This is a genomic window from Melissospora conviva, assembly GCF_049523535.1.
Lineage (GTDB): Bacteria > Actinomycetota > Actinomycetes > Mycobacteriales > Micromonosporaceae > Melissospora > Melissospora conviva.
In genome coordinates this window covers 149,416-167,287 of sequence record NZ_JBLLDT010000009.1, presented here as the reverse complement: position 1 = coordinate 167,287, position 17,872 = coordinate 149,416, and the positions used below count along the sequence as shown (strand labels likewise).

At 72.5% G+C, this 17,872-nt stretch carries 19 protein-coding genes; 11 read left to right on the top strand and 8 right to left on the bottom strand.

Annotated features, from left to right (window positions below; all coding sequences use genetic code 11):
- Positions 1-172: 172 nt before the first annotated feature.
- Together ACK8GG_RS19375 and ACK8GG_RS19370 are read left to right on the top strand one after the other, a co-directional pair.
- Positions 173-1,132, top strand: a complete 960-nt coding sequence (locus ACK8GG_RS19375; RefSeq protein WP_440356927.1) for a pirin family protein — start codon at positions 173-175, stop codon at positions 1,130-1,132.
- A gap of 49 nt (positions 1,133-1,181) precedes the next feature.
- The gene (locus tag ACK8GG_RS19370) at positions 1,182-1,826 is read left to right on the top strand and encodes a hypothetical protein (RefSeq protein WP_440353220.1); all 645 of its coding nucleotides are present in this window, start codon (positions 1,182-1,184) and stop codon (positions 1,824-1,826) included.
- A 279-nt stretch (positions 1,827-2,105) separates the two neighbouring features.
- Here ACK8GG_RS19370 and ACK8GG_RS19365 read toward each other — a convergent pair whose 3' ends face one another.
- Complete coding sequence (locus ACK8GG_RS19365) at positions 2,106-2,375, bottom strand: DUF2795 domain-containing protein (RefSeq protein ID WP_440351988.1); 270 nt, start codon at positions 2,373-2,375, stop codon at positions 2,106-2,108.
- 194 nt (positions 2,376-2,569) lie between these two features.
- Between ACK8GG_RS19365 and ACK8GG_RS19360 the strand changes: the two genes are divergently transcribed.
- From ACK8GG_RS19360 to ACK8GG_RS19350, 3 genes are all read left to right on the top strand, one after another.
- Positions 2,570-2,977, top strand: a complete 408-nt coding sequence (locus ACK8GG_RS19360; RefSeq protein WP_440351989.1) for a DUF2267 domain-containing protein — start codon at positions 2,570-2,572, stop codon at positions 2,975-2,977.
- A gap of 229 nt (positions 2,978-3,206) precedes the next feature.
- Positions 3,207-4,220 (top strand): TerC/Alx family metal homeostasis membrane protein, encoded by a 1,014-nt coding sequence (locus ACK8GG_RS19355; protein ID WP_440353364.1) that lies wholly within the window; start codon positions 3,207-3,209, stop codon positions 4,218-4,220.
- A 95-nt stretch (positions 4,221-4,315) separates the two neighbouring features.
- Entirely contained in the window at positions 4,316-5,611 is a 1,296-nt protein-coding gene (locus ACK8GG_RS19350; RefSeq protein WP_440353219.1) for an NAD(P)/FAD-dependent oxidoreductase, read from the top strand.
- A 135-nt stretch (positions 5,612-5,746) separates the two neighbouring features.
- Here ACK8GG_RS19350 and ACK8GG_RS19345 read toward each other — a convergent pair whose 3' ends face one another.
- Together ACK8GG_RS19345 and ACK8GG_RS19340 are read right to left on the bottom strand one after the other, a co-directional pair.
- On the bottom strand, positions 5,747-6,856 hold the full coding sequence (locus ACK8GG_RS19345) for an AI-2E family transporter (RefSeq protein WP_440353218.1): 1,110 nt from the start codon (positions 6,854-6,856) through the stop codon (positions 5,747-5,749).
- A 153-nt stretch (positions 6,857-7,009) separates the two neighbouring features.
- Entirely contained in the window at positions 7,010-7,987 is a 978-nt protein-coding gene (locus ACK8GG_RS19340) for a DUF2267 domain-containing protein (protein WP_440353217.1), read from the bottom strand.
- Positions 7,988-8,209: 222 nt separating this feature from the next.
- On the opposite strand from ACK8GG_RS19340, the gene ACK8GG_RS19335 reads away from it, so the two are divergent.
- The 3 genes from ACK8GG_RS19335 to ACK8GG_RS19325 all read left to right on the top strand — a co-directional run bounded on the left by ACK8GG_RS19335 (position 8,210) and on the right by ACK8GG_RS19325 (position 9,705).
- A complete protein-coding gene (locus ACK8GG_RS19335) occupies positions 8,210-8,542 on the top strand; it encodes an STAS domain-containing protein (RefSeq protein ID WP_440356926.1) in 333 nt (110 codons plus the stop codon).
- Positions 8,543-8,605: 63 nt separating this feature from the next.
- Positions 8,606-9,052 carry a response regulator gene (locus ACK8GG_RS19330; protein WP_440353216.1) on the top strand — a complete coding sequence of 149 codons (447 nt, stop codon included), beginning with the start codon at positions 8,606-8,608 and terminating at the stop codon, positions 9,050-9,052.
- A gap of 155 nt (positions 9,053-9,207) precedes the next feature.
- Positions 9,208-9,705: a F0F1 ATP synthase subunit B family protein gene (locus ACK8GG_RS19325; protein WP_440351995.1), complete on the top strand. Its 498-nt coding sequence runs from the start codon at positions 9,208-9,210 to the stop codon at positions 9,703-9,705.
- Positions 9,706-9,833: 128 nt separating this feature from the next.
- Here ACK8GG_RS19325 and ACK8GG_RS19320 read toward each other — a convergent pair whose 3' ends face one another.
- Genes ACK8GG_RS19320 through ACK8GG_RS19305 form a run of 4 tightly spaced genes read right to left on the bottom strand, consistent with a single transcriptional unit; the run spans position 9,834 to position 13,550 of the window.
- Complete coding sequence (locus ACK8GG_RS19320; RefSeq protein WP_440351996.1) at positions 9,834-10,268, bottom strand: OsmC family protein; 435 nt, start codon at positions 10,266-10,268, stop codon at positions 9,834-9,836.
- A 38-nt stretch (positions 10,269-10,306) separates the two neighbouring features.
- Positions 10,307-11,155, bottom strand: coding sequence for an alpha/beta fold hydrolase (locus tag ACK8GG_RS19315; RefSeq protein ID WP_440356925.1), 849 nt, complete (start codon positions 11,153-11,155; stop codon positions 10,307-10,309).
- A complete protein-coding gene (locus tag ACK8GG_RS19310; protein WP_440353214.1) occupies positions 11,152-12,045 on the bottom strand; it encodes an SDR family oxidoreductase in 894 nt (297 codons plus the stop codon). Before ACK8GG_RS19310 ends, ACK8GG_RS19315 begins: the two co-directional genes overlap by 4 nt.
- A complete protein-coding gene (locus tag ACK8GG_RS19305) occupies positions 12,042-13,550 on the bottom strand; it encodes a flavin-containing monooxygenase (protein ID WP_440353213.1) in 1,509 nt (502 codons plus the stop codon). The genes ACK8GG_RS19310 and ACK8GG_RS19305 overlap by 4 nt, the downstream gene beginning before the upstream one ends.
- Positions 13,551-13,638: 88 nt before the next feature.
- Between ACK8GG_RS19305 and ACK8GG_RS19300 the strand changes: the two genes are divergently transcribed.
- The 3 genes from ACK8GG_RS19300 to ACK8GG_RS19290 all read left to right on the top strand — a co-directional run bounded on the left by ACK8GG_RS19300 (position 13,639) and on the right by ACK8GG_RS19290 (position 16,662).
- Positions 13,639-14,274, top strand: a complete 636-nt coding sequence (locus ACK8GG_RS19300) for a TetR/AcrR family transcriptional regulator (protein WP_440353212.1) — start codon at positions 13,639-13,641, stop codon at positions 14,272-14,274.
- A 146-nt stretch (positions 14,275-14,420) separates the two neighbouring features.
- Positions 14,421-15,143: a response regulator transcription factor gene (locus ACK8GG_RS19295; protein WP_440356924.1), complete on the top strand. Its 723-nt coding sequence runs from the start codon at positions 14,421-14,423 to the stop codon at positions 15,141-15,143.
- Complete coding sequence (locus tag ACK8GG_RS19290; RefSeq protein WP_440356923.1) at positions 15,121-16,662, top strand: sensor histidine kinase; 1,542 nt, start codon at positions 15,121-15,123, stop codon at positions 16,660-16,662. The genes ACK8GG_RS19295 and ACK8GG_RS19290 overlap by 23 nt, the downstream gene beginning before the upstream one ends.
- A 25-nt stretch (positions 16,663-16,687) precedes the next feature.
- Here ACK8GG_RS19290 and ACK8GG_RS19285 read toward each other — a convergent pair whose 3' ends face one another.
- The gene (locus tag ACK8GG_RS19285; RefSeq protein WP_440356922.1) at positions 16,688-17,779 is read right to left on the bottom strand and encodes a helix-hairpin-helix domain-containing protein; all 1,092 of its coding nucleotides are present in this window, start codon (positions 17,777-17,779) and stop codon (positions 16,688-16,690) included.
- Positions 17,780-17,872: the final 93 nt, after the last annotated feature.

Here is a 17,872-nt window from a genome sequence, read left to right as displayed (position 1 = left end):
CAGTGGGAGACCCAGGCCGCCGAGCTGGTCGCCCAGCACTGGTGACGGACACCGACAAAGAGCAACCACAACAGCAGCGCAACCACGGAGGCCGGGCACACCGCCCGGCCTCCGTGCTGTGTCACGAACGCGTACCCGCCGGCCGAGCGTGGCCGGCACGTATGGTCGGCTCATGGAAAGCGGACAGTCGGCGGCCTCGGCCGAAGAGAGCGCTCTCGACCAGCCGCGCAGCGTGCTGCTGCCGGGGCACGACGTGCCGCTCGGCCGGTACTCGGTGGTACGCCGGCTGCTGCCCCAGCGCGACCTGCGGATGGTCGGCGCCTGGTGCTTCGTCGACCACTTCGGCCCCGACGACGTGCACGACCGGCCCGGTATGCAGGTGGCGCCGCACCCGCACACCGGCCTGCAGACCGTCACCTGGCTGCTGGACGGGCAGATCCGCCATCGCGACAGCGTCGGCAGCGACCAGCTGATCCGTCCCGGGCAGCTCAACGTGATGACCTCGGGGCACGGCATCGCGCATTCGGAGCAGTCGCCGCAACCGCATCCGCCACTGATGCACGGCGTGCAGCTCTGGGTGGCCCTGCCGCGGGCGTACCGGGATCGCGAGCCTGCCTTCGACCACCACCCCGAGCTGCCGGCCTGGACCGACGGCCCGGTCACCGTCCGGCTGCTGGTCGGTGAACTCGGTGGTCTGCGCTCACCCGCGGTGGTCCACAGCCCGCTGGTCGGCGCGCAGCTGGAGTTCGCCGCCGATGGCGAGCTGCTGCTGGCGGCCGACCCCTGTTTCGAGTACGGGATCCTGGCGCTCTCCGGCGCGGCGCAGGTGGCCGACTGCCGACTCGTGCCCGGAGCGCTGCTGCACCTGGCACCCGGCGCCGCGCAGCTGCGGATCCGGGGCGCCGCGGGCAGCCGGGTCCTGCTCCTCGGCGGCGAACCCTTCGACGAGCCGCTGGTGATGTGGTGGAACTTCGTCGCCGGCAGCCACGAGGAGATCGTGCGGGCCCGCGAGGACTGGATGGCCGGCCGACGCTTCGGCGCCGTCTGCAACGACCCGATGGACCCTTTGCCGGCGCCGGCGATGCCCGCCGTCCGGCTGAAGGCGCGCGACCGGCACGGTCGCGGCCGCTGACCCGCCGGGCCGCAGGCGTGACGGCGGGCCGAGCGGGTAGCCGCCGTCCATGCCGACACGCGCGAGTCTCGCCGATCGCAGACGCTCCGCCCGGCGACTCGTCGCCGATGGACGGGGGTTCGCCGCCGGGTACGGACTGCCGGTCACCAACAATCCGGCGAGTCTCTTTCAGCTGCTCTGCCTGGCGATGTTCCTGGCCCGTCCCGGCGATCCCGATCGAGCGGTACGCACCACCCGGTTGCTGCGCGAGCGGGGACTGGGCACCGCGAAACGGCTGGCGGCCCTCCCGCCGGCCGAGCTTGCCGCGCTGCTGCGCGGCTGCCGGTGGCAACGCGACCCGGACCGGATCGCCGGGGCGACAATCCGGTTCGCGGATGCCGTCGCGCAGCGCTACGGCGGTGACCTGCGGCGGTTGCGCAGTGCCGCGCGGCGCGCGCCCGGACGTGAACGTGCCCTGTTGACGGAGCTGCCCGAAGTGGACGCCCGGGTCGTCGACCTCTTCCTGCGTGAAACACAGGCGTTCTGGCCCGAGGTCGCGCCGGTGGTCGACGCGCGCGCCCTGGCCGCCGCCCGCAGACTCGGGCTGGCCCGCTCCGCCGCGGAGCTCGCCGAAGTGGCCGGCACGGCCGAACCCGAGCGGCTCTCCTGGTTGGTGGGCAGCCTCGCCCGTATCGACCTCGGGCAGCGCCGCTGACGGGTGACGAAATCGCCCTGCCGATCCGGAAAACACCTCGGCCGGGTGAACCGATCTCGTATGCTTGCCCTGGCTGGGGTGCCTGCCCGGTTCGGAAAGGGCGCCAGCCGCTCGGCGGTCGCGACCCGATGCGGGCGTGGAATCACCGTTACGAGCTCAGTCGGGCGTGGCGATCCCGGCCGCGGGTTCCGCGGCCGGGCGCCTCGCCCGGTTGTCCGACCCGCGCCCCTGCCGGCGGCCGACGATCTCGTCGGCCAGTTGCCGCCCCGAAGGGCGCAGTCATCGTCCGCGCAGATGCTGGGCCACCCGATCGTGGCGGTCACGTGCCTGCGCCGCCCGCTGCGAACGGTCCCGCTCTGGTGCCGGGTCAAGGTCGGCGGAGCGGACGATCTCCTGGTCGTTGCGGTAGGAGACCAGTGGCAGTCCGTGCAGCGCCTTCAGGACGTCCTGCGGGGCGCCTTGCCGCTGCGCCTCGTGGATCACCTCGTCCCGCTGCGCCGGGTAGTCCAGATTCGTCAGGTGCCGCAGCACCTCGGAAGCGCTGACCATGTTCGCCCTCCTCACGTTCGGTTCGTCCCGCGCTTACCCGTCGCGCGCCCCCGCACGCGTACGGTCGTCGGCTGTTGTGCCGGGTGGTCATGCCGGCGTGCGGTTTGTCGGCGGACCCGCCGGGTAGGCGGCAGTGTCCGGTGCGGGACGCATCGTCGCGCCGACGCTCGAGCAGGCAGACGGGGGAGAACGGCATGGATTACGACACGTTCATCAGCGAGGTGTCGAGGCGGGCGCACGTCGACTCCGAGGTCGCCGTGGCGCTTACCCGGGCGACGCTCGCCACCCTGCAGGAGCGGCTGACCGGCGGCGAGGCGCTGGACCTGGCGGCTCAGCTGCCGCTGCCGCTGCAGACCCTGATGAGCCCGCGTCCGCAGGACGAGCGGGCCGAGCACGTGGACCGGTCGGAGTTCGTCGGCCGGGTCGCCGAGCGGGCGCAGGTGCACGCGCACACCGCCCAGAGCGGCGTGCGCGCCGTGTTCGTCACCATGCGTGACGCGATCACCGGGGAAGAGTTCGACGACGTGGTCGTGCAGTTCCCCGAGGACTACCGTGACCTGGTGGAACCAGCGATGGCCCCGCGCGAGAGCTACCTGGACTGAGTCGGGTGAGCACGCAGCGTCGCCGGGCGCATCGCCGCAGGGTGAAACTGCCGTGTCGACTTGTCGAACCGGTCCCCGCCGCCTAATCTGACTCGCAGCGAGGGGAGTACTTCCCACGAACCATTCCGGTCAGTACGGCGACGCAGTCGCCTCGGGTGGTTGCCCATCAAGTGGTGGGTGAAGGAGACCTCGAACATGCGATGCTGTTCGAGGAGACCTCGTGACCGAAATGCCCTATCTTGCCGCCTCTGAGCTGAGCTCGGTCGGCTCGCCCATGCTCTGGGCCGGCACCATCGCCGGTGTGCTCGCGCTGCTGGTCCTGGACTTCGTCGTCACGCGCAAGCCCCACGAAGTCACGATCAAGGAAGCGCTCGGCTGGTCCGCCTTCTACATCGCGCTGCCGCTGGCCTTCGGCGGTTTCATCTGGGCACGCTTCGGCTCCGGCGAGGGCGTCGACTATCTGACCGGTTACGTGGTCGAGAAGTCGCTCTCGGTGGACAACCTCTTCGTCTTCATGCTCCTGCTGGCCGCCTTCGCGGTGCCGACGGCCCTGGCCCAGCGGGTCCTGCTCTTCGGCATCACCGGCGCGTTGATCCTGCGCGGCATCTTCATCGCCCTCGGGGCGGCCGCGCTGCAGACCCTGGACTGGGCCTTCCTGCTCTTCGCCGCCATCCTGATCTTCACTGCGATCAAGTTGCTGCGCGACACCATCCAGGGACACGACCAAGAGGTCGACATCTCCGGTATGCGCTCGGTGCGGCTGCTGCGCCGCTTCATGCCGGTCACCGACGAGTACCACGGCACCAGGCTGACCATCCGTCAGGACGACGGCAGGCGCGCCCTGACGCCGCTGGCGCTGGCGGTGGTCGCGGTGCTCGCCACCGACATCGTCTTCGCCGTCGACTCGGTACCCGCGGTCTTCGGCATCACCGAGGACCCGTACCTGGTCTTCGCGACCAACGCCTTCGCGCTGCTGGGTCTGCGGGCGCTCTACTTCGTGCTGCACGCCGCGCTGGCCCGTCTGGTGCACCTCAGCTACGGCCTCGCCGTCATCCTCGGCTTCATCGGCCTCAAGCTGGCGCTGCACTGGGCGCACGGGATCTGGCCGAGCGTCCCCGTCATCCCGACCGAGCTCTCGCTCATCGTCATCGTGATCGTCCTGACCGTGGTGACCCTCACCAGCCTGCGCGCCACCCGCAACGCCCTGCCGGCAAAGGAAGACATTCCCGCCGACCGGCGCTGAGCAGACCGCTGCTGAGCAACACTGCTCCGACACCGGCTCGCCCACCCGTGGGCGAGCCGGTGTTTGCCGCAGGGACCTGCGGGAACGGCACCGACATGACCAAACCCCGTGTGGTGATCGTGGGTGCCGGATTCGCCGGGTATCACGCGGCCCGGAAGCTGTCCCGGCTGGCGCGCGGGCGCGCCGAGATCGTGCTGCTCAACCCCACCGACTACTTCCTGTACCTGCCGCTGCTGCCGGAGGTCGCCGCCGGCGTGCTCGAACCGCGCCGGATCTCAGTGCCGCTGAGCACCCTCGACGGTGTGCGCGTGGTCATCGGCGAGGCCGACGGCATGGACCTGAGGAACCGCTGGGTCAGCTACCGGCAGGCGGAGGGGGAGTCGGGACGCCTCGCCTACGACCGCCTGGTGCTCGCGGTCGGCAGCGTCAACAAGCTGCTGCCGATCCCCGGCATCACCCGGTACGCCCACGGCTTCCGAGGCATCCCGGAGGCGCTCTTCCTGCACGACCACATCGTGCGGCAGGTGGAACGGGCCGCCGCTGCCACCGATCCTGCCGAGCAGCAGGCCCGGGCCACCTTCGTCGTGGTCGGCGCCGGCTACACCGGCACCGAGGTCGCCGCACACGGGCAGCTCTTCACCGACGACCTGGCCGCCAAGCACCCAGGGCTGACGGTACGGCCGCGCTGGGTGCTGCTCGACGTCGCCGAGCGGGTCCTGCCGGAGCTGGACAAGCGGATGTCGCAGACCGCGCACCGGGTGCTGACCGGCCGCGGGGTGGACGTGCGGATGGGGATCTCGGTGGCCGAGGCGACCGGCAACGGCGTACGGCTGACCAACGGCGACTTTCTGCCCACCTGCTCGCTCGTCTGGTGCGTCGGGGTGCGGCCGGATCCCTTCGTCGAGGACCTGGGTCTGCGCACCGAGAAGGGGCGGCTCGTCGTCGACGAGTACCTCAACGTCCCGGGCTTCCCGGACGTCTTCGCCTGCGGCGACGCCGCGGCGGTGCCGGACCTGACGAAGCCCGGCGCGGTCACACCGATGACCGCCCAGCACGCCCAGCGTCAGGGAAAACTCGCCGCCCGCAACGTCGCGGCCTCGTTCGGTCAGGGGCAACGCCGCCGCTATGAGCACCGCGACCTGGGGTTCGTGGTCGACCTGGGGGGCCGGGACGCCGCGGCGAACCCGCTCAAGGTGCCGATGGCCGGCCTGCTCGCCAAGATCGTCACCCGGGGATACCACCTGCTGATGATTCCGGCGAACCGTGCCCGGGTAAGTGCGGACTGGGCGCTGGACGCGGCTCTGTCGCGGCAGAGCGTGCGGCTGGGTCTGGTCCCCGCGGCCGATGTGCCGCTGGAGAACACCGCTCCGGAGCTGCCGGCGCGTCGCTGACTCCGGCCGGCACCGGTGACCACCAGCACCGGTGCCGGCCGGTCGGCGCGGACGGGTCGTACTTCGCATGGATGCGGCCGGGGCGGGCCCACGCGGTACTTCGCATGGGTACGGCCGGTCGTGCCCACCCGGCGCTCAGCCGGGGCGGGGATGCGGGCCGGCCGGGCACGGGGGGTCGGGGCCGGCGTCCGGTTGCCCGGCGTCGCCCGACAGCCGTTGCGCGACCCGGAATTCGTGCAGCAGCACCCGGATGATGCCGGCCACCGGGATCGCCAGCAGGGCGCCGATGATGCCGGCCAGCTCCGCGCCGATCAGGATGCTCAGCAGCACCGTCAACGGGCTCAGCCGCACCGCGCGGCCCATGATCACCGGCTGGAGGAGGTGGTCCTCGAGCTGCTGGTAGACCAGGATGAACACGATCACCACGATGCCCGCGCGGACCGAGTGCAGGAAACCGGCGCCGACGGCGACGACCGCGCCCATCGTGGCCCCGATCAGCGGGATCAGGTCGGCGACGGCTACCAGCAGGGCGATCACCCCGGCGAAACGTACGCCGGTCGCGGTCAGCACCCCGAAGGTCAGCACGCCGCAGATGACGCTGATCAGCAGGTTGCCGCTGACGTAGCCGTACACGGCGTGGGCGGATTCCCGGCCGATGCGCCGCGCCTGCGGGCGCCGTGCCGGTGCGAGCATCGCCTCCGCCGAGCGCAGGATCCGCGGTGCCTGGAGCACCATCAGGTACGACAGCACCACGACCACGACGAAACCGACGACCGCGTGGACGGTGCCGCGCAGCACCTGGACGGTGGGGGTACGCAGCCGGTCGCCGAGTTGCTGGATCTCGTCCCGGTGCCGTTCGGTGAAGCGCCAGACGCCGATCCGTTCGAAGAGCGAGCCGAGAGGGCCCTGCCCCCGTCGTATCTCGTCGACGGTCTCCGGCAGGTGGGCGGCGAACCGGGAAACGTCCCGGGACAGCGGTACCACGATCAGCGCGGTGACGGCGGTGATCACGACCAGCGCCGCGAGGAAGGCCAGCAGGGTGGCGAGCGTGCGCCGTCGCACCACCCGCCGCTGGGTCCAGTCCGCGAGCGGGTTGAGGGTGACGGCAAGGAAGATCGCCAGGAGGGCACAGACCAGCACCTGCCGGGCGGCATAGAGCAGAACCAGTGCCAGCAGGGTGAGCAGGAGCACCCCGACGGTGATCAGGACCCGTCGGGCGGTGCGCCTGTCATCCGCGGTCCGCATCCGGCGCGGCTACCCACCAGCAGCTGGACGAAACCCAATCAACCTCTCATATCGGGCTGTCGGGCCGGGACTGCCCCTCTTGGCCTGCCCCCACCTGGCAACCGCGGTGCCGCCGACCCGACGAGCCGGCGGCACCGGAGATCTCCCTGAGACTCAGCCGCCCACGCCGGCGCCGGCCGCCTCGATCTCCGCGTCGATCCGGTGGGCCAGTTCGACGTCCAGGCTCGTGACCGCACCCACCCGGCCGGTCCGCACAGTCAGCACCGCCGTGTCCGGCGCGGGCCGGGCGATCTGCGGCCCCCGCGCCCGCTGGACCGACATCAGCTTCAAGCGTTCAAGGACGCGTTGCAGGTTCTCCCGCGGCAACTGGATCGTGCGGGAAAGCTCCTGCTCGGTGCCGGACCACTGGGGCAGCTCCGCCAGCGCGGCGTCCAGCTCCGGGCCGGTCAGCTGCCGGGTGTGCCCCTGCGGGCCGATCGGGCGACCATCGGCCTCACCGGTGCCGAGCAGCCGCCGCAGGTCGGCCGGCACGTCGAGCGAGCCGAGCAGCTGGGCGTCCTGGTCGGCGAGGGCGGCCAGGGTCGCCTCCGCCTGGTATCGCGCCTGCTCCGGCGTACGCCGGCTGATCCGGGCCACCTCGGCGAGGAAGCCGTCGAGATCGCCGCGGGCGTCCTCGGCCTCGACCGAGTGCCCCTGCGTCAGCTCGTTCGGCACCGCCGCCAGCAGCCGCTCGCGGTCCTGTTGCCGCAGTGCCCGCGCCAGCGCGACCACGGTCGCCTCGGCGCCGGCCCGGGCCTGCTGGAAGTCGACACCGGTACGCCGCTCGACGTCGGAGACAAGGTCGCGGTAGCCGATCGGTACCGGCCGTACCCCGTTGCCCGGTTCCGGGCTGCGCAGCGGCCACTCCTGCTGCGCGGTGCCGGCAGCCGGCGGGGCCGGACCGCCGCGCGTACTGTCGGGCTTGTGGTTCCCCGCCGGAGCGGGACCGTCGCGTTCGGTGTGGTCCAGGTGTCGGATCTGCTTGCTGGCGCCGAGGGTGGCGTCGGTGTCGCCGGCCTGCAGCCCGCGTTCCCGTGCCTGCCTGGACAGCGCCCGGCGGCGTTCGTTGTCGCCGACCATCTGCTTGCGCAACGTCCTCACCTCGCTTCGCTGGCTGATCGATGCGCGTTCCCGCCGGTGCCCGGACCGAAACGGCGGCCGGGTGCGAGGGGCGGCGGGCTCATCACGAGCGGGTGAGGTCCGGTTCGCCCTGGCACCAGGGCCGGCTCCGGGCCGGGCGGCGGTTCCGGCCACCATCCGTATACTTGCTGCAATGCAAATACCTCTGCGGTGTTTGACGGGAGGGCGGCGATCGTGACGTTCACCCTCTCCTGCACCGAACAAGGCGGCGTGGCGCATCTGCGACTCGCCGGAGAGCTCGACATCAGCAGCACCCCGCAGCTGGGAGAGGCCATCAGCGGGCTGCTCGGCGACGGGCACCACCGGCTCCTGGTGGACCTGAGCGACCTCACTTTCTGCGACTCCACCGGGATGTCCGCGTTCGTCCGTGGCGACAACGAGGCGGCGGCCGCGGGTGGCTGGCTGCGGCTGACCGGCGCGAGCGGGCGCGTCGCCCGGCTCCTGCGGCTGAGCGGACTGGCCGACGTCCTCGGCCACCGTCAGGACACACACGAGCCGAGTGGTTAGATTGCCCCGCCAGTGTCGGCCGTACGGCCGCCGCTACCCATCACCGAAATTAGGCAGGTTGACATGGGCGTTGCTGCCCCGACCCCGGTTCGCATCCTGGTGGTGGATGACGACCCGGGCGACGTTCTGATGATCGAGGAAGCCCTGGACGGCTCCGACATCGACAAGGTGATCGACGTCGTCAGTGACGGGGAGGAGGCGATGGAGTTTCTGCGCCGGGAGGGCCGGCACACCACCGCCGCCCGGCCGGACATGATCCTGCTGGACCTGAACATGCCGCGGATGGACGGGCGGCAGGTGCTCAGCGCGGTCAAGACCGACGAGGACCTGCGGACGATCCCCATCGTGGTGCTGACCACCTCCAACGCCGACACCGACATTCTCGGCAGCTACACGCTGCAGGCGAACGCCTACGTCACCAAGCCGATCGACCTCGACGACTTCAACGACGTGGTCCGTCGCATCGACGAGTTCTTCGGTCGCGTCGTGGTGCTGCCCAAGCGCTCCTGACGTCCTGCTCGTCCGACGCCGTCCCCCTTGCCAGGAGGGGCGGCGTCCGTCGTTTCGCAGACGGACCGGGCAATTTCGCCGATCGGCCCGCAGACCGCCGCGGCAGTCGCGAGGATTCCAGGTGGGAAATGAGACTGCTGCCTGGGGGGCGAAGCATGAGATTCTCAGTCGTACCACTCGGTTATGACCGCCGGCAGGTGGAGTCCTGCCTGCAGGATCTGGAAACCCGGCTGGCGGACCTGGCGGGCCGGGCGGGGACCGAGGCCGGGCCGGAGCTGGTGTGCCAGGAGATCGACCGGGTGCGGGGTCTGCTTTCGGGGGCGCCCGCGCTGCCGCCGGTGTCGCCCGCACAGGTGCTGTCCGAGGCCCGGTCCCAGGCCGGTGAGCTGCTGGCGCAGGCCCGCACCGAGCTCGCCGCCGCCTACGAGGAGGCCCGGCTGGTCCGCGAACGCGCCTACGCCGAGGCGGTGCAGGCCCGGCGGGAGTTCGAAGCGGCGCTGCACGCCCGGCGGCTGCGCGAGCTGCGGGTCGACGGGATCCTGCGCGAAGTGAGCTTCGGCGGTGGCGACGGGGTCAGCCCGGTCGTCCCGGTGACCCCGGGAGCGCACCGGGTGCCGACCGACACGATCTCGCTCTCCATGGACGAAGCCTGACTCAGAGCGAAAGCGGGCGCGGTCACCGAAATCGGTGCCGCGCCCGTTTCCTGTCATCCGGTGTGGCCTTCGGCTGCGCGACCGGCTCGTGACCTCTCCGGCCGGCGAGCTCGCTGTGACCGCTGCGGTCAGCCCTGTCCGGAGTTGCCCGGCTGGACCGCCGTCACCGTCAGCCGGTGGCGGCTGTCGTCCCCACTGGAGAACGGCCAGATGCGGTCGGCGAACTCCACCAGCTCGTTGAGCTGGTCCCGGGACAAGCCCGCCGAGGCGATACTGGCGCGTACGTCCGCCCGGTAGCGTCCGTCGTCGTCGCGGCCCAGCTCCGCCTCGGCGCGTACCTGCACGGTGTGTGCTTCGTCGGTGACGTCGGCGGACGCCTCGACCGCGGCGTGGTGCAGGCACGAGGCGAACGCCGCCGCGAGCAGCTGCTCCGGGGTCAGGCCGGTGCTGTGCGCCGCCAGCGGTGACGCCAGGGGCGTGGACAGCTCGCCGTCGTCGGTGTGCACATGACCGCCCTCGGCGGTCGCGGTGGCCTTGTGCGGCCAGCTACCTTGTTCCCGCATTGGTGGCCCTCCCATCGGTCCACGCTGCGGCTACCCGGTCACCCCGTCGTGAAACCGTCGCCGCCGGCACCCTCCGGTCCGCCGGCGACGGTCCCGTCCGGTGTGATCGCGCCCGTGGTCGCGAGGATGACCGAGGCGACCAGCTCCGGGTCGTCGTGCATCGGCACGTGCCCGCAGCCGGTGAGATCCACATGCCGGGCCTGTGGCAGGCGGGTCCGGGCCTGCCGTGACTGCCGGTACGGCAGGATCCGGTCCCGGGTGCCCCAGGCCACCGTCACCGGGACCGCAGGGACGCCGCTGAAGGCGTAACCACGGCCCGCCTTTGCGATCATGCGGAACGCCTTCGCCGCCCGTAGCGCCTGGGCGTCGGCGAGCGCCGTCTCCACGGTGAGCCGCCCGGGGCGGGCCAGGATCATCCCGAACGACAGGTGCCGCAGCACCCCGACCCGGAACATCGCGCGCAGCACCGGCTCGGGCAGCCGGGCCGCCATCCGGTGGCCGGAGAGCACCCCCAGCGCCCAGCGCAGCTCGCGCGAACTGCAGAATCCGGCGGGGGAGAGAGCGGTGGCCGAGGCGACCTGGCCCCGCCCGGCCAGCTCCAGCGCGATCGCCCCGCCCAGACTGTTGCCGGCCACGTGTGGCCGCTCCAGCCCCAGCTCCGTGAAGATCTCCACGACGGCGTCCACCAGGCCGTGCATGTCCGTCGGCGGCACGTCCGGCAGCGGCGACTGGCCGAAGCCGGGCAGGTCGACGGCGACGACGTCGTGCACCTCGGCGAGGCGGTCCAGCACCGGCAGCCAGGCCCGCCAGTGGTGGCCGATGCCGTGCAGCAGCACCAGCGGCTCGCCCGCGCCGCGGCGTTCGAAGACCACCCGCGGCGCGTTCACGGCCGGCTCCCGGTGACCCCGGCGCCGGGCGGGGTGTGCCGGCCGAACCCGCGGCCCAGGGCGCGGACCTGCTCCTCCATCAGCGGCACCGAGGTGCGCGCGGTACGGCCGATGACCCACTCGCTGAGCGGGCTGACCAGCGCCGTGCGCATTGCCGCGACCCCGGCCACCACCCCCGGTACGTACACCCGGCGGCTGCGTCGTTCGATGGCGCGGACGAAGGCGGCGGCGCACGCCTCGACGGAGGTCGTGCTCCCCAGCGGCCAGGGCAGCTGCCGTAGGGCGGCGTCGAAGGCGGGCAGGTCCTCGCGGGCGTCGCGGACCAGATCGGTGTCGATCCAGGACGGATGGGCGGTGCCGACCCGGACGCCCCGGTGGGCCAGTTCCAGCCGGATGGCGTTGCCGAAGTGTTCCACCCCGGCCTTCGAGGCGCAGTAGGCGGACATCCCGGGCAGGGCGGCGTAGGCGGCGGCGGAGGAGACGAGCAGCAGGTAGCCGTGCCGGGCGATGAGCTCGTCCACGGTTGCCGAGGCGGTGCGCATCACCCCGATCAGGTTGATCTCCACGGTGCGTACCAGGGCTTCGACGTCGCCCACGGCGATGGTGCCCCGGCTGGCGACGCCGGCGTTGGCGACCACGACGTCGATGCGGCCGAGCGCCTCGCGGGTGCCGGCGACGGCGGCCCGCAGGCTCTCCTGGTCGGTGACGTCGGCGGCGAACCAGGCATGGTCGCCGCCGAGTTCGGCCGCGAGGGCCGCCAGCCGCTCGGGTTCGAGCCCGACCAGGGCCACCCGGGCGCCGCGGGCGGCGGCGAGCCGGGCGGTCTGCGCGCCGATGCCGCGGGCGGCGCCGGTGATGAAGACGACCTTGCCGGCCAGGGATTGTTTCACCGGTTCTCCTCCACGACGGTTGACGCGGCCATCGGGCGCGCGGGCGGGACGGTACGGAACGCCTCCGGCCTGAAGCGGCGGGTCCGCAGCCAGTAGGACCAGGTGTAGCCGGGCCAGAGGGTCGAGTTGCGGCCGCCGGCGTCCAGGTACCAGCTCTGGCAGCCGCCGGTGGACCAGACGGTGCGGCGCATCCGCCGGTCGATCCCGGCTACGAACTCGTCCTGCGCCTGCTGCGTCGGTTCCAGCGGCGCGCCCACCCGGTCGGCGTGGCGCAGCAGCCCAAGCAGGTACTCGATCTGGCATTCGATCATGAAGACGACCGAGGTGTGGCCGAGGCCGGTGTTCGGGCCGAGCAGCAGGAAGAGGTTGGGGAACCCGGCCACCGAGGTGCCCAGGTAGGCCCGCATCGACTCCTGCCACGCCTCGGCGAGGGTGCGGCCGTCGCGGCCGGTGATCAGCCGGGCGATCGGCACGTCGGTGACGTGGAACCCGGTACCGAAGATGATGGTGTCGACCTTGCGGACGCTGCCGTCGTCGCCGACCACCCCCTCCGGGAGGATCTTCTCGACTCCGCCCGGCACCACCTCGACGTTGTCGCGGGTCAGCGCCGGGTAGTAGTCGTTGGAGAGCAGCACCCGCTTGCAGCCCATCGTGTAGCCAGGGGTCAGCGCTGCCCGCAGCGTGGGATCGGCGACGGCCCGGCGCAGGTGGCGGCTTGCCACGGCCTGACCGGCCCGCATCAGCGCCGGGCGCAGGAAGGCCGTCGCCTGCAGCTCGCGACCCCAGTAGATGCCGGCGCGTACCGCCCGCCGGGCCAGGGACGAGCGGCGGAACAGCGCGCGCTCGGCGGCGGTGATCGGCCGGTCGGCGCGGGGCATCACCCAGGGCGCGGTGCGCTGAAACAGGTGCAGTCGCCCGACCTGGCCGGCGATCTGCGGCACGAACTGGATGGCCGAGGCGCCGGTGCCGACCACCGCGACGGTACGGCCGGTGAGGTCCAGGTCGTGGCGCCAGCGTGCGGAGTGGAACATCTCGCCGGTGAATTCGCCCAGCCCGGGCAGCTCCGGGATGGCCGGCTCGGAGAGCGGCCCGCCGGCGGCGATCAGGAATTCGGCCTGGTAGCCGCCCTGTGAGGTGTCGATCAGCCAGCAGCCCTGCTCGGCGTCCCAGCGGGCGCCGAGGACCTCGTGCCGCAGGCGCAGGTGCGGGCGCAGGTGGTGCTCGTCGGCGACCCGCCGCAAATACGCGAAGATCTCCGGCCGGCCCGAGAAGCTGCGGCTCCAGTGCGGGTTGGGGGCGAAGGAGAGCGAGTACAGGTGCGACGGGACGTCGCAGGCGCAGCCCGGGTAGGAGTTGTCCCGCCAGGTGCCGCCCACCTCGTCGCCGCGGTCGAGCAGCACGAAGTCCTGGTAGCCCTGCTGTTTGAGCCGGATGGCGGCGCCGATGCCGCCGAAACCCGCCCCGATCACGGCGATGCGGACCCGGTGCAGCTGCGGGCTGGTCATCGTTGTCTCCTTGCGCCGGATCGCGGGTGGTACCGTGCGGTACCAACAGGTACCGGCAAGTTATCACCGGGTGAGGCAGGAGCGGAAGATGGCAGCACGGCCGGTCCGGATCGGCGTCCGCAGCGGCGACGAGATCCGCCGCGACCTCACCACCGGCCTCGCCGAGGTCCTCGCCGAAAAGGGGTACGCCGGGGCCACCATCGCCGAGATCGTGGCGCACGCGCGGGTCTCCAAACGCACATTCTACGAACACTTCGCCGACAAGGAGGAGTGCCTGATGGCGCTCTACTCCGACGCGTCGGCGCAGCTGATGAACGTGCTGCGCAGCGGTGGCCACCCCGACCGGCCCTGGCGGGAACAGGTCGAGGTGATCGTCACCGCCTACCTCGCCCTGCTCGACGCAGTGCCCGCGGTGAGCAGGATCGTGCTGGTCGAGATGCAGGCGGCGGGGGCGCGCGCGTACCGGCTGCGTCAGCGCAGCCAGCTGCGGGTCGCCGAGACGCTGGTCGAGGTCGTCGAAGCGGGTCGCCCGGCCAACCCGGAGGTGGCGCCGCTGACCCCGCAGCTGGCGATCGCCCTGGTCGGCGGGCTCAACGAGCTGCTGCTTCAGGTGGTCGACCCGTACCGGGGGCTCGGACCCGACTCCGGCCGGCCGGAGTCCTTCATGGCGCTGCGCGACTCGATCGTGCGGCTCGTCTCCGCGGTGCTGACCTACCGCGGCTGACCTGCCGGTGCTGACCTGCCGCGGCTGACCGCCGCCGCCGGTGCCCCCCGGCGCAGCCGGACCCGGGCGTCGGTCACAGCGGGCACACAGCCAGCCATGGGGAACGGCACAGGTCGGCGGCTCAGGATGGCAGCATGGTCACCACGATGAGACCTGCTGTCGAGATGCGCCGGCCCGACGGATCCCCGGTGCGGGTGCTGGTCGTCGACGACGAACCGACCCTGGCCGATCTGCTGGTCACGGCCCTGGGCTACGAGGGCTGGGACGCACGCGGCGCGGGCTCCGGCGCGGAAGGGCTCCGCCTCGCCCGGGAGTTCGGCCCCGACGTGATGGTGCTGGACGTCATGCTGCCCGACCTCGACGGGTTCGAGGTGCTGCGCCGGCTGCGCGCGCAGCGCCGGGACGTACCGGTGCTCTTCCTGACCGCCCGCGACGCGGTCGAGGACCGCATCGCCGGCCTGACCGTCGGCGGCGACGACTACGTGACCAAGCCGTTCAGCCTGGAGGAGGTCGTCGCCCGGCTGCGGGCGCTGCTGCGGCGCTCCGGCACGGGAGTGCGCAGCGGCGAGTCGGAGCTCGTCGTGGGTGACCTGCGGCTGGACGAGGAGAGCCACGAGGTCTTTCGCGGTGGCGAACCGATCACCCTCACCGCCACCGAGTTCGAGCTGCTGCGGTACCTGATGCGCAATCCGCGCCGCGTGCTGAGCAAGGCCCAGATCCTCGACCGGGTCTGGCACTACGACTTCGGCGGGCAGGCCAATGTCGTGGAGCTCTACATCTCCTACCTGCGCAAGAAGATCGACGCCGGCCGGGCACCCATGATCCACACGCTGCGCGGCGCCGGTTATGTCCTCCGCCCCGCGGACTGAGTCCTCCCCGGGCCGCCGACTGCGGGGACCGGGCCGCTGGTCGTTGCGAACCCGCCTGATCGCCGCCGTGCTGGCACTGATCGCCCTGGTCTCCCTGGCCATCGGCGCGGTCTCCACCGTCGCCATGCGGCAGTTCCTCGTCGCCCAGCTCGACAACCAGCTCGCCACCGCCGCAGCCCGGGTGGGACCCGAGCGTGGCGGTCGCGGGGACCGCAACCCGCCCGACGCCTTCCCACCCGGTCAGCCCGCCGGCACCCTCTCCGCCCGCCTCGCCGGCGACGAGGTCGTCCGGGCGCAGATCTTCCGCCCCGACGCCGAACCGAACCGGGAGAGCCTCGCCGCCGAGCAGTACCCGGTGCTCACCGGCCTGCCGGTCGGCGCGGGACCGGTCACCCGTGGGCTGGGCTCCGTCGGGTCGTACCGGCTGGTCGCGGTCGCCGCCGGGAACGGCGAGGTCGTCGTCACCGGCCTGCCGCTGACCGATGTGGAACGGGCCGTCTGGTGGATGGTCGCCGTCGAGACCGCGCTGGCCGTCCTCGGCCTGGCCGTCGCCGGGACCGCCGGGACCCTGATCGTGGGCGGCGCGCTGCGCCCACTGCGCCGGATGGCCGCCACCGCCACCCGGGTCTCCGAGCTGCCGCTGGACCGCGGTGAGGTCGCGCTCTCGGTGCGGGTTCCCGAGCGCGACACCGACCCGCAGACCGAGGTCGGGCAGGTCGGGGCGGCCCTCAACCGGATGCTGGCCCACGTCGCCGTCGCGCTGCGCGTGCGCCAGGCCAGCGAGACCCGGGTACGGCAGTTCGTCGCCGACGCCAGCCACGAGCTGCGTACGCCGCTGGCGGCGATCCGCGGCTACGCCGAGCTCACCCGGCGCGGCCGGGAGGAGGTGCCCCCGCAGATCGCCCACGCGCTGCGGCGCATCGAGTCCGAGAGCCTGCGGATGAGCACCCTGGTCGACGATCTGCTCCTGCTGGCCCGGTTGGACTCCGGGCGTCCCCTCGTTGTCGAGCCGGTCGACCTGACCGCGCTGGTGATCGACGTGGTCGGCGATGCGCACGCGGCCGGACCGGAGCACGAGTGGCTGCTGGCGGTCCCCGAGGAGGCGGTGCTCGTCGAGGGCGACCGGGCGCGCCTGCACCAGGTGGTGGCGAACCTGCTGACCAACGCCCGCGCCCACACCCCCGCCGGCACGCGGGTCGTCACCAGTCTGCGCGCTGAGCGCGACGGCGGTGCGACGATCACGGTCTCCGACACCGGGCCGGGGATCCCCGCCGAGCTGCGGCCCAAGGTCTTCGAACGGTTCGCCCGGGGCGACACCTCGAGGTCGCGGGCGGCCGGCAGCACCGGGCTCGGGCTGGCGATCGTGGCGGCGGTCGTCGAGGCCCATGGCGGCGCCGTCGGGCTGCGCAGCCGACCGGGGGAGACAACGGTGACCGTACGGCTGCCCGGGTCGCCGCCTGTCGCTGACGACGACCCGGCCGCCGATCAGGATCGGGCGCAGCAGCCGCAAGCCGGGTGACCGCGGTCAGCCGGTCGTGAATGACTCAGTCGGTCGCGGCGTCGCCGGCGCTCGGCGCGGTGAAGACTGCCGCGGCGACCGGGTCACCGGCGAGGATCTTCGCCTGCTGCGGCCAGGTGGGCAGGCTCTTGGTCATCCGCACGCCGGCGGCGCGCAGCGCCTGGCGCAGATCGTCCTCGCTCGCCTCTGCCAGCTGCCGGAAGCCGGTGATCCCGGCGGCCTGCAGGGCGGCGGCCATCTTCGGCCCGATGCCCTCGATACGACGCAGATCGTCGCCGGCCGTGTCGGTCGTCGCGACCGGTTCCGTGGGTGCGGGCGCAGCGACCGGTTCCGTGGGTGCGGGCGTGGCGACCGGCTCCGCGGGGGCGGGCGTGGCGACCGGCTCCGCGGATGCGGGCCTGGCGGCCAGTTCTGCGGTGTCGGTCGTGGCGATCGGCTCTGCGGATGCGGGCGTGGCGGCCGGCTCCACAGGGGCAGGTGTGGCGACCGGCGCCTCGGGGGTGGTAGCGACCTCCTCGGCCGGCGTGGACACGACGGGCTCGGCGAGGTCGGGGGCCGACGCGAGCTCTGCCGGCGTCGCGACGACGTCCTCGACGGGGGAGTGCACCGGCAGGGTGTCGACGGCCTCGGCCGGGGTGGCCTCGATCGGGGTGGCCTCGGCCGGGGTGGTCTCGGCCGGGGTGGTCTCGGCCGGGGTGGCCTCGATCGGGGTGGAGACCGTCTCGGGCTCGGTGGGGGCCGGCACGGTGGGCTCGGCGGTGGCGGCCGGGGCGGGCTCGGCAGTGGCGGCCGGGCCAGGGGTGGAGTCAGTGACGGCCTGGGTGGGCGTCGTGACCGCCGGCTCGACGGTCTCTTCGGGCGCTGCGGTCTTGTCGGGCGTTGCGGTCTTGTCGGGCTCGACGGTCGCATCGGCGGCGGCGGGGGAGGGGGCGGCCACCGCGGTGGCGGGCTGTTCCACGGCGGAGGGATCCGGTCCGGCGGTGGGCGGGGCAGTGACTCCGCTGGTGCCGGTGGCCGGAGCGCCCTGCACTCCTTCCCGACGCCGGCTGCGTCCCACGAACAGCCAACCGGCGGTGATCCCCAGCAGTAGTGCCAGGATCAACCAGAACCATTCCACAGCAGAACCTCCCAGATATGACGTGACGACTTCACAAGATCGTCGCAGCTTCGCACATGTCGGGCTTACCCGCCTGACAGGGGTCGACAAGCG